Origin of the sequence: Pseudomonas syringae group sp. 247E2 (genome assembly GCF_032587795.1) — a bacterium.
Lineage (GTDB): Bacteria > Pseudomonadota > Gammaproteobacteria > Pseudomonadales > Pseudomonadaceae > Aquipseudomonas > Aquipseudomonas amygdali.
Map to the genome: position 1 here is coordinate 1 of NZ_JAWHPK010000021.1, position 11,947 is coordinate 11,947.

Sequence of the window (11,947 nt, forward strand, 5' to 3'; positions counted from 1 at the left end):
TGGTAGTGTGGGGTTTCCCCATGTGAGAGTAGGTCATCGTCAAGATTAAATTCCAGAAACCCTCATCGCTTACGCGTTGAGGGTTTTTGTTTGTCTGGGGTTCCACAAACCTCTGCATTCTGCTGAACTCATAACCCCACCTCTCCGGCAGTCATTCAGACCAACATGCTTATGGCAATCCAGCGCGCTTGCCCTTATGGTTCGGCATCAGGTTCTACGCACCGGTCAAGGAAGCAAGCATGTCCGTTACAACCTCTCTGAGTGCAGGTTTCATGGTGGTTCAAGGCAACCGCCCGGATGAGCTGCGCAGTCTGGTTGTGTCGTGGATGCGACGTTATCCATTGGCCCCCCTGGAAAACGAGATTGCTCTGGTGCAGAGCAACGGCATTGCGCAGTGGTTGAAACTGGCGTTGGCCGAGGACGCTCAGGATGAAGACAGCGGCGGCTGTGGCATTGCCGCAGCTATAGACGTCCAGTTGCCCGGTAGTTTCATGTGGACGCTGTACCGCATGATTCTCGGAAGCGATGAAATACCGTCGACTTCCTTGCTCGACAAGACCCCGCTGACCTGGCGCTTGATGCGCTTGCTCCCTGAACTCATCAATCAGCCACACTTTGAGCCCCTGCAGCGTTTCCTGACCGACGACACTGATCTGCGCAAGCGCTATCAATTGTCCGAGCGTCTGTCAGATCTGTTCGACCAATATCAGGTTTACCGCGCCGACTGGCTGGAGGACTGGGCCGCTGGCCGCCATCAATTGCGCGATGGGCGAGGTCAGCCCAGACCGCTGTCAGCCGCCAATTGCTGGCAAGCCGAACTGTGGCGCGCGCTGCTAAATGATGTCGGTGCCAAAGGTATGTCGCAGAGTCGAGCGGGTGTACATCAGCGTTTCATCGAGCGCATCGGCAGCATGACCGAAGCGCCTCCGGGTTTGCCGGCACGCGTCATCGTTTTTGGCATTTCCTCGCTGCCCGCACAAGCGCTCGAGGCATTGGCGGGCCTGGCGAAGTTCAGCCAGGTTCTGCTCTGCGTTCACAACCCGTGTCGCCATCACTGGGCTGATATCGTCGCCGACAAAGACCTGTTGCGTCACCAGTACAAACGCCAGGCGCGCAAGACCGGAATGCCGATGGTCCTCGACCCGCAAGCGCTGCATCAGCATGCTCACCCGCTGCTCGCTGCCTGGGGCAAGCAGGGTCGCGATTACATCAATTTGCTGGACAGCCATGATGATCCGCGCAGCTACCGCTCTTCGTTCAAGGATGAGCGGATTGATCTGTTCAGTGAAGTCGAGCCCACCAATCTGCTGAATCAGTTGCAGGACGATATTCTCGAGCTACGCCCGCTGGATGAAACCCGTGAGCTCTGGCCGGCAGTCGATCCGCTGGAAGATCGCTCGGTCCGTTTCCATGTTGCGCACAGTGCGCAGCGCGAAGTGGAAGTGCTGCATGACCAGCTATTGGCACGGTTCAGCAAAGACCCGGGCCTGCGCCCGCGTGACGTGATTGTCATGGTCCCGGATATCGACAGCTACGCCCCACACATACGAGCGGTATTCGGGCAAATCGAACGCGAAGATCGGCGCTTCATTCCCTTTACGCTGGCCGACCAGGGGCAACGTGGCCGCGAACCCTTGCTGATTGCCGTTGAACACCTCCTCAAACTCCCGGACAGCCGCTTCCCGGTCAGCGAAATCCTTGACCTGCTCGACGTTCCCGCCTTGCGCGCGCGCTTCAGGATTCAGGAGCGCGATCTGCCAACGCTGCACCGCTGGATAGAAGGCGCCGGCATTCGCTGGGGCCTCAACGCACAGCAGCGTGCCGGTCTGGGGTTGCCGGATGCGCTGGAGCAGAACAGCTGGCATTTTGGTCTGCGGCGCATGCTGCTGGGTTACGCCGTGGGTGCAGGTGACGCTTACGACGGCATTGAGCCTTACGATGAGATTGGCGGGCTTGATGCCGCATTGATCGGCCCACTGGTAGCGCTGATTGACGCGCTTCAGGTGGCCCATACGGAATTATCGACACCCGCAACTCCGTACACGTGGGGAACGCGCCTGCAATCGCTGTTGCAGTTGTTCTTCCTCGCCGACAGCGAACACGACGATTACCTGCTCGCTCAGCTTGAAACACTGCGCGAAAACTGGCTGGAAACCTGTGAAGCGGTAGGGCTGACCGATGAGCTGCCGTTGACCGTTGTGCGTGAGGCCTGGCTGGCCGGGCTTGATCAGGGGCGTCTATCCCAACGCTTTCTGGCGGGCTCGGTCAACTTCTGCACCCTGATGCCCATGCGCGCCATTCCATTCAAAGTGGTCTGCCTGCTGGGCATGAACGACGGCGATTACCCGCGCGCGCAACCGCCGCTGGATTTCGACCTGATGGGCAGCGACTACCGTCCCGGCGACCGTTCGCGGCGTGAAGACGATCGCTACCTGTTGCTGGAAGCGCTGCTCTCGGCCAGAGACCAGCTCTATATCAGCTGGGTTGGCCACAGCATTCGGGACAACAGCGAGCGTCCTGCATCGGTTCTGATTGGCCAATTGCGCGATCACCTGGCCAGTGGCTGGAAGCTGGCTGGCGAGACCGAACCGGACGGCAAGCAGGACGATGGCGAGCGTTTGCTGAACGCGCTGACTGTGGATCACCCGCTGCAGCCTTTCAGTGCCAGTTACTTCCATGCAGGCACGGGGTATTTCAGCTTCGCCCGCGAGTGGCGCCTGCTGCATGAAACCGACCTTCAGGTGCCCATACCTCAAGCGCTTCCCCCCCATGAGCAGGAAGAACCCCTGTCCATTGCACAGTTACAGGACTTCCTGAGAAACCCGGTGAAGCATTTCTTCAGCCAGCGCCTGAAGATCTATTTCGAAGTCGCCGAAGCGCCGCTCGCCGATGAGGAACCGTTCGTGCTCGATGCGCTTGAGCGTTACGGCCTCAGTGAAAGCCTGCTCAGCGCAGCGATGGCTTCCCCTGACGATATGGATGTCGCCCTGAAAGCCCAGGCACTGAAACTGCAAGCCAGTGGCCTGCTGCCGCTCGCGGGGTTCGGCACCTTGATGCAGAGCGAGCTGATCGAGCCGTTGCCAGACGTCCTCAAGCGTTACCACGACCTGTTGACCCTCTGGCCCGAAACGTTGAGCAGCGCATTACCGATCAGTTTCAGCCATGGCAGTGTGAGTATCGATGGCTGGCTTGGCGGGCTGCACCGTAACGCTCGTGGTGAGCTGTTGCTGGTCACGGCGATTCCCAACAGCATCGGCTCGAAAAAGACTCGCAAATGGCACCGGCTGATTCGGCCGTGGGTCAATCACCTGGTTGCCTGCGCCTGCGAGCTGCCGTTGCACACGGCACTGGTCGCCAGTGACGAAACCCTCATGCTCGAACCGTTGGACAAGGACGCGGCCATTACCACGCTGAATCACTTGCTTATGGCTTGGCTACGCGGCATGCAAGAGCCTTTACCAGTCGCCGTCAAAACCGCATTTGCCTGGCTGGGCCAGCCCGCCGACAAAGCCGAAGCAGCAGCCCGCAAGGCCTACGAGGGTGACGGACAGACCACTGATGGTGAGCGCCGCGAAAGCACCGCGCTGGCCCGACAGTTTCCGGACTTTGACGCGCTGGTCGACAGTGAAGAGTTTGCAGGCTGGTGCGAGACGCTCTACAAACCGGTTTACGATGCGCCCTGGCAGTCGTTGTCTGGCGGGGAGGGTGGCGCATGAACGAACATTCCCTTCCTCTGGCACTGCGCTTTCCGCTACGCGGCAGTCAACTGATCGAGGCCAGCGCCGGGACCGGCAAGACCTTCACCATCTCCGCCCTGTACTTGCGCCTGGTGCTTGGGCACGGCACTGAACAGTCAGGCTTTGGTCGTGAATTGCTGCCGCCGCAGATCCTCGTGGTGACCTTTACCGACGCCGCTACCAAAGAGCTGCGTGACAGGATTCGTACCCGATTGGCGGAAGCTGCGCGGTTCTTTCGTGACGAGATTGCCGCACCTGACGGTTTGATTGCCGAGCTGCGCGAGCAGTTCGAGGCCGAGCAGTGGCCGGCCTGTGCCAGCCGTCTGGACATCGCCGCACAGTGGATGGACGAAGCCGCCGTCTCGACCATTCACAGCTGGTGCCAGCGCATGTTGCGCGAACACGCATTCGACAGCGGCAGCCTGTTCACCCAGACCCTGGAAACCGACCACAGCGATTTGCTCGGTGAAGTGTTGCGCGACTACTGGCGCCGCTTCTGCTATCCCATGAGCGGCGACGCGTTGACCTGGGTGCGGGAAAATCTGAGCGGTCCGGCGGCGTTGTTGCCGCGTGTGCGAGGTTTGTTTGGTCGTGATCGCAGCCCGCTCACTCAAGAGCCCGCCGAACTGATCGAGGCGTCATTGCAGGAGCGCCGAGCAGCGCTCGCTGCCCTGAAAGCGCCTTGGGCCGCCTGGGCTGAAGAGCTGTATGCGCTCTGTCAGGACGCCGTAGCCCGCAAAGTGGTCGATGGCCGCAAGATGCAGGAGCGCTACTTCAAGCCCTGGTTTGAAAAGCTTGCCGCATGGGCCGCTGACGACACACAGGAAACGCTGGACCTGGGAACCGGTTTCACTCGCCTGACCCCGGAAGGTGTTGCCGAAGCCTGGAAAAGTGATCCGCCTTCACATCCTGCTTTCGAGGCCATGGCACAGCTGAAAGCTGCGCTGGACAGCCTGCCCAAGCCGGATGCCGCGGTGTTGCAGCATGCGGCGCAGTGGGTAAGCGCCCGCTTTGAAGAAGAGAAGCGGCGCCGTGCCGAGATGGGTTTTGACGACATGCTGCTCAGGCTCGATGCCGCCCTGCACAGTGCTGGCGGCGAACGTCTGGCCACCCTGATTCGTGAGCAGTTTCCGGTAGCGTTGATCGATGAGTTTCAGGATACCGACCCGGTGCAGTACCGGATCTTCGACAGCATCTATCGCCTTGAGGGTAACGACGAGCAGACCGGGCTGTTCCTGATCGGCGACCCCAAGCAGGCGATCTATGCGTTTCGCGGTGCCGATATCTATACGTACCTGCGCGCCCGGCAGGCCACCGATGGCCGTTGGCACACGCTGGACACCAACTACCGCTCCAGCCATGCAATGGTCGCGTCGGTCAACCATGTCTTCACGCGCGCAGAGCAACGTCCGCAAGGCCGCGGAGCGTTTCTGTTTCGTGATGATCAAGGCAATCAGGTGCCGTTCTCCGATGCGCTGGCCCAAGGGCGCAAAGAGACCCTGGAAGTCAACGGCGCGCCACTGACTGCACTGACGGTCTGGCATCTTGAAAGCGAACAGCCGGTGTCCGGGGTTATTTATCGCCAACAGTTGGCGGCCAGTTGCGCCAGCGAGATCGTGCGCCTGCTCAACGCCGGTCAACAGGGCCGTGCCGGTTTCGCCATGCTTGATAAACCGCTGCGCGGGCTGCGTCCGGCCGACATTGCGATTCTGGTCCGCGATGGAAAGGAAGCGCAGGCGGTGCGTCAGCAACTCAGCGCGCGTGGCGTGCGCAGTGTTTATCTGTCGGACAAGGACTCAGTGTTCGCCGCTCAGGAGGCCCACGACCTTCTGGCCTGGCTCAAAGCCTGTGCCGAGCCCGATTCCGAACGTACGCTGCGTGCCGCACTGGCATGTATCACGCTTGACCTGCCGCTGGCCGAGCTGGAGCGTCTGAATCAGGACGAGCTGGCGTGGGAACGGCGCGTTATGCAGTTTCGTGGCTATCGTGCCGTATGGCGCAGCCAGGGCGTGCTGCCGATGCTGCGCCGCCTGCTACACGACTTTGCCCTGCCGCAGACATTGATGACGCGCACCGACGGTGAGCGAGTACTGACCAACCTGTTGCACTTGTCTGAACTGCTGCAGCAGGCCGCCGCCGAACTTGACGGCGAACAGGCCTTGATTCGGCATCTTGGCGACCACCTGGCACTGTCCGGTCAGGCTGGCGAAGAACAGATTTTGCGTCTGGAAAGCGACGAGCAACTGGTCAAGGTGGTGACCATCCACAAGTCCAAGGGCCTGCAATATCCGCTGGTATTCCTGCCATTCATTTGCTCCTCGAAACCCGTGGACGGCAGTCGCCTGCCACTGCAGTTTCATGACACCGACGGCAACTCGCAGATCAGCCTGCAGCCCACCGAAGCGCTGATTCAGCAAGCCGATGAAGAACGTCTGGCCGAAGACCTGCGCTTGCTCTACGTGGCGCTGACCCGTTCCGAACACGCTTGCTGGCTGGGCGTTGCCGACCTCAAACGCGGCAATGCCAGCAACTCGATGCTGCACCGTTCGGCGTTGGGTTATTTGCTGGGTGGCGGTGTTGCGCTGGCCGAGTCGGCAGAGCTGAAAGTCTGGCTGCGTGATCTCGCGCAAGGCTGTGATGCGATTGCCTTGCAGCCTGTTCCCGAGCCCACTGACGAACGCTTCAGTGCGCCGCGCAACGAAGCCGCGCTGGTCAAACTGCTGGTACCCAAACGTCGCGCTGCCGAGAACTGGTGGATCGCCTCCTACAGCGCCCTGCGTATCGGCGACACCGTAACCACCGGTGCCGATGAATCGCCTGACAGCCCGCAGGCACAGAAGCTGTTCGACGACGAGCGCCTGGACCCTGAAGCGCCGCGTGACATTTTGACCAGCGGCGGCGATATTTACCGCTTTCCGCGTGGCCCCAACCCCGGCACCTTTCTGCATGGACTGCTTGAGTGGGCTGGCAACGAAGGTTTTGCGGTGACCGCTCACGCGCCGGACAAACTGCAGGACGCCGTTGCCCGGCGCTGCAATCGGCGCGGTTGGGCGGGCTGGATCAATACCCTGAGCGATTGGCTGCAGCACATGCTGAACATGCCGTTGCGTCTGTCGCCGGATGCCACACCGGTCGCGCTGGGTGAGCTGGACCAGCCCAATCAGTACCGCATAGAGATGGAATTCTGGTTCGCCAGCAACAACGTCAATGTGGCGCAGATGGATGCCCTGGTACGCCGCTTCACCCACAACAACGCGCCGCGTGCCGCGACCGAGACGGTTTCGCTCAATGGCATGTTCAAAGGCTTTATCGACCTGACGTTCGAACACGACGGTCGTTATTACGTGGCTGACTACAAGTCCAACTGGCTGGGCACCGACGACACTGCGTACACCGAACTGGCGATGGAAACCGCCATTCTCGACAACCGCTACGACCTGCAATACGTCCTGTACTTGCTGGCGTTGCATCGTCAGCTCAAGGCACGGATGGCCGACTATGATTACGACCAGCACATGGGCGGTGCGCTGTATCTGTTCCTGCGCGGCAGCCGTTCGGTCTCTCAGGGCGCGTATTTCGTCCGTCCACCACGCGAACTGATAGAGAGTCTGGACCTTTTGTTTCAGGGTAAACCGTTAGCGCATGACCTGCCGGGAGCATTGGCATGAGCCGCTCGTTCGATGATCTGTTGCCTACCGCGCTGGACGACATCAGCCTCGCTGAATTGAGTCCGCTGACGCGCGTCGGCGATCTGTTGATCCTGCTGGAGCGCTGGGTCGAGCGCGGCTGGTTGCGTGCGCTGGACAAAGCATTTGTCGCGTTCCTCAGTGACCTCGATCCGCACGCCGATCCACTGGTGCTGGTGGCTGCGGCGCTGACCAGCCATCAGCTCGGTCACGGCCATGTCTGCCTGGATCTGTACGAAACCCTGAAAGAACCGGACTTCGCCCTGTCATTGCCACCCGAGGGCGATCAGCAAGGCGGGACAATGCTGCTGCCCTCGCAACTGCTGGCAGCACTGGATGGCGCCGCCTGGTGCCAGGCGCTGGCGCGCAGCATGCTGGTGGCCGAAGCCGAAGTCGGAGACTCAAGTGCCGAGGCGCTGCAAAAACCATTGGTGCTTGCCGAGCGACGTTTATACCTGCGCCGCTACTGGACCTATGAACGGCGTATCGCCGCAGCCTTGCGTCAGCGCCTGGCGCAGAGCGAAACGCCGCCGGAGGATCTGCCGCAGCGCCTGAATGCCCTGTTCGGGCCTGCGAACTCAGCGCCTCAAGCCATTATCGACTGGCAGAAACTTGCCTGCGCGCTGGCGACCCGCAAGGGCTTCAGCATCATCACCGGTGGCCCTGGCACCGGCAAGACCACAACCGTGGTGCGCTTGCTGGCGTTATTGCCGGCCCCGGCGGTGCAGAGTGGCCAGCCGTTGCGCATCCGTCTGGCGGCACCTACCGGCAAGGCGGCGGCCCGGCTGACCGAGTCCATCAGCCAGCAAGTGCAGAGCCTGGATGTCAGCGACGACGTACGGCAGAAAATCCCCAGCGAAGTCACCACCGTCCACCGCCTGCTGGGCAGCCGCCCCGGCACCCGGCATTTCCGTCACCATGCGGGCAATTTACTGCCGCTGGATGTGCTGGTGGTTGATGAGGCGTCAATGATTGACCTGGAAATGATGGCCAATCTGCTCGACGCATTACCGCCGCATGCGCGCATGGTGCTGCTCGGCGACAAGGACCAGTTGGCGTCCGTTGAGGCGGGTGCCGTACTGGGCGATTTGTGTCGCGACGCCGAAGAAGGTTTTTACAGCCCTGAAACTCAGGCCTGGCTGGAAGCCGTCAGCGGCGAAGACCTTGGCAAGGGCGGTTTGCGCCAGGGCGATGCACAGCAGCATCCGTTGGCCCAGCAAGTGGTGATGCTGCGCCACTCGCGTCGTTTCGGCCAAGGCAGCGGCATCGGCCAGCTGGCCCGACTGGTCAACCTGCAGCAGGACCAACAGGCCCGCGCGCTGCTTGCGGCGGGCAGTCACGACGACCTGTTCGCCCTGGCCCTCAAGGGCGAACAGGATCTGAAGTTCGAACGCCTGGTCCTCGACGGTCTTGGCAGGGGCGAGCAAGGTCCGCAGGGTTACCGGCATTACCTGAACGTACTCGCCGCCGAGCGGCCCGCCGACGATTCGGCACTGGACGACGCGTGCTGGACCCGTTGGGCGCGCTCGGTACTCAGCGCCTTCGACGCCTTTCAACTGCTGTGCGCTGTACGCAAAGGCCCGTGGGGCGTGGAAGGCCTGAACCAGCGCATCACTCATGCGCTGTTCAACGCGAAGCTGATTGAAAGCGAACAGCAATGGTACGAAGGCCGCCCGGTGTTGATGACCCACAACGACTATGGCCTGGGCTTGATGAACGGCGACATTGGCATCACCTTGCGCCTGCCCGAGCGCGACGGCGACGGCAAGCAAGTGCTACGTGTCGCGTTCCCGCGCAACGACGGCAGCGATGGCGTGCGCTTCGTCCTGCCCAGCCGCCTCAATGAGGTAGAAACCGTGTACGCCATGACCGTACACAAATCCCAGGGCTCGGAATTCGCCCACACCGCCCTGATCCTGCCCGAAGCGCTCAACCCGGTACTGACCAAAGAACTCATCTACACCGGCATCACCCGCGCCAAACACTGGTTCAGCCTGATCGAACCCCGCCACGGCATCTTCGAAGAAGCCCTGCGCCGCAAGGTCAAACGCCTGAGTGGGCTGATGTTGGGGCTTTGAGCCTGCCCGTGATCACGCCTAAGCCGCCTGCAAAGTCGTGAAGGCTCTGAAAAGCTGGCGTCTGCCCGGATGGAGCGGAAGCGGACCGGGCGCCCCTTCGCTTATAGTGGGAGCGGACTCGTCCGCGAACTGCCGGGAACCGGCAGCAACGGTGCACACGGTACATCAGACGCAACTGAGGCAGCCCGTCTAAGGGCCGCCGCAGATCCGACACAACACCTCACACGCCATAATCCACATACCGCGCCATGAGATTCGGTCGGCTAAACGTGTCAATCGCATAAACCCGCTGCCACATGGCATCGACTTCCGCTTTGAACGTCTCGTTATCCATGTCGATCCAGTAACGAGGGTTGCGGCCGCGCTGCTGATCGTAACTGGCAGTGACCGGGTCCAGGTGCCGGTACGGTTCAAACAACGGGATATCCGGAATCGGGCCGCTTGTGTCCATGTAGTTTTGCAGGAAGTCCCAGAGAGCACAGGGGCGTTGCTGGAAATCATCAGGGCCGAGTAATGCGTGAAAGTTGATGCACTGCTCCTCGTATCGATGCTGGAGCATCAGGCCGTGATAGCAGCCATGACGATCATGCGTGGTGGTCATGTAGGCATCGAACTCGTAGAACGGCGCGATGAACTCTTCGATCACCCCTTCTTTTCGATGGCGTTTGTAGCCGAAGATTGTGACGAGACCCGTTCTGCGGTTTAGCTCCCAGAGTGGGCCTTTTGGCGGGCGGAACCAGAGGCGGGGAAAGTGATTGATTACGATGTGGCCGATAAGCCAGCTGAGCAACGGAATGCCTAGCAAAAACGGGTAGAGGCCTATTAGCAGCTCGACAGTGACCTGTTGCCATGAGTCATCGCAAGCGTGGACAACAGCGATGTGTGAGATTATTGAAATTGGAAAGAGGATAATGAAGCCTACTTTTCCAAACAGTAGAATAAATATCCAGAATTGAGATCTGAATGGAAGCTGTGAAAATCTAAAGCGTTCCTGATCAAAATTCTGATGGAACTCCACGTCTTCAAATATTCTGGCTTTATAGGTTCCGAGGTTTTTTTTTCGGTCATCCTCTATTTTCACCCTCTCCCAGAATCTCATTTTTTCTGGGGTGGATTGTCTAACGATCCCTGGTGTAGCCACTTGCTGAGTCAGACCCCATGGCAGGCGAAACTTGTAAGTCGCGCGTGACTTTCGAATATACGGTCTTTGCTCAGGGATATTGTGAGGGTTATAGGCTTTATGTCCATAGCAAGTGTGTGTCTTTGATTCAGTCATTCAAAGATACCTTATGCGTTGTTTCATCTGCCCAAAAGGGTCGATTGATGACTTCAAAATTTGGTACTGCCCATTTTGAACTATATTTAGTCGGGTCTTTGACCGGAGGCGATGGGAAATATAAATTCTCTCTTCCGTGAGTTAAAACGAACTGAGCCCTTACAGCCCATTTATAATAATGCCTGCTGTTGCCAGTTGATGAGATCTGGGTAGTCGGTGTGGTGAAAAACAGCTCAATCGCATTAGGATAGAGGCGCTGCGCATTGGGGCGTGTTGCTTTATCTGTGACTTCAACTGTTGCCCGGTAGGGAACGCCTTGATTATTGATCCTTTCAAGAATGCGGCAGTGACGGCAGTCGGCTTGAATGCTGACACTGTGAAGGCTGCCAATAACGCCTGGTAGACGGCTCTCTAAACGAATGACGGTGTCAGCGCTGCGTATGGCATGCGGTATTTTTGCGTGGGTATCAAATGTGGCGTGCTGTTCGTGAGCCGGATTTCTCTCTATTGAGATACTGATACCCGCAAGCAGGCTTGCCAGCCGGTAAAAGGCCTCTAATGGGTCCTGTAAATACAGGTCAATTGAATGGCTCTCACCGAATGGTCCGTTTGCTAACCAGGACTCCAGTGGCGTTGAGCTCATAATGATGACCAAACCCACGCCCATGCCGATCAGCAGCAACGCCGCCCAGCCTAGCGGATTGAGGCCGAAGTAGACCGTTAGCCCCCCGACTATCGAACCAAGAGCGCTTAGTAGACCGCCCATGGAAATTAGCAGATAGCCATATATAGCTTGATCATTCCATTGCCATGCATACCAAATGTCATATAGGTTGATAGTGCAAAGTAGACTTCCTGAAAGTATTTGAGCGATCAGGCGGCTGGTGATTTGCTTGGTTACAACTTCGCCAAGTGTCTTTCCAAGCCAGCGTTCTGCGCCTTCTTCAGAGATTACCCACAGAGACTTTCTACTTAAAAAATCTTTTGGTTGGCTACCCAGTAATTTTACAGTCAGCGCCTCCAGCGCGATAGTCAGATCTACAATAGCGCTGATGATGCCGGCGGTTGCCCTTGCACTATTCTTTTCTCGCATTGTCTGTTTCAGAGCCTCACTCTCCGAACTCACATTCCAAACCTCCAACATCAACACCGCCAGACAAAACGGTGTCG

General features: G+C 59.1%; 4 protein-coding genes and 1 pseudogene. 3 read left to right on the forward strand and 2 right to left on the reverse strand.

The annotated features are described in order from the left end of the window. The first annotated feature begins 239 nt into the window (after nucleotides 1–239). From recC to recD, 3 genes are read left to right on the forward strand one after another with little or no spacing between them, the layout of a single operon-like run. A complete protein-coding gene (gene recC, locus RYC18_RS19130) occupies nucleotides 240–3,716 on the forward strand; it encodes an exodeoxyribonuclease V subunit gamma (RefSeq protein ID WP_117140337.1) in 3,477 nt (1,158 codons plus the stop codon). Then, nucleotides 3,713–7,405, forward strand: coding sequence for an exodeoxyribonuclease V subunit beta (gene recB / locus RYC18_RS19135; RefSeq protein WP_316886609.1), 3,693 nt, complete (start codon nucleotides 3,713–3,715; stop codon nucleotides 7,403–7,405). The genes recC and recB overlap by 4 nt, the downstream gene beginning before the upstream one ends. Continuing rightward, nucleotides 7,402–9,501 carry an exodeoxyribonuclease V subunit alpha gene (gene recD, locus RYC18_RS19140; RefSeq protein WP_316886610.1) on the forward strand — a complete coding sequence of 700 codons (2,100 nt, stop codon included), beginning with the start codon at nucleotides 7,402–7,404 and terminating at the stop codon, nucleotides 9,499–9,501. Before recB ends, recD begins: the two co-directional genes overlap by 4 nt. 220 nt (nucleotides 9,502–9,721) lie before the next feature. On the opposite strand, the gene RYC18_RS19145 is transcribed toward recD, so the two are convergent. Both RYC18_RS19145 and RYC18_RS26580 read right to left on the reverse strand, forming a co-directional pair. Continuing rightward, entirely contained in the window at nucleotides 9,722–10,600 is an 879-nt protein-coding gene (locus tag RYC18_RS19145; RefSeq protein ID WP_057404624.1) for a hypothetical protein, read from the reverse strand. An 898-nt stretch (nucleotides 10,601–11,498) separates the two neighbouring features. Next, nucleotides 11,499–11,600 (reverse strand): annotated as a pseudogene (locus RYC18_RS26580) (hypothetical protein); the annotation flags it as partial. Nucleotides 11,601–11,947 lie beyond the last annotated feature (347 nt).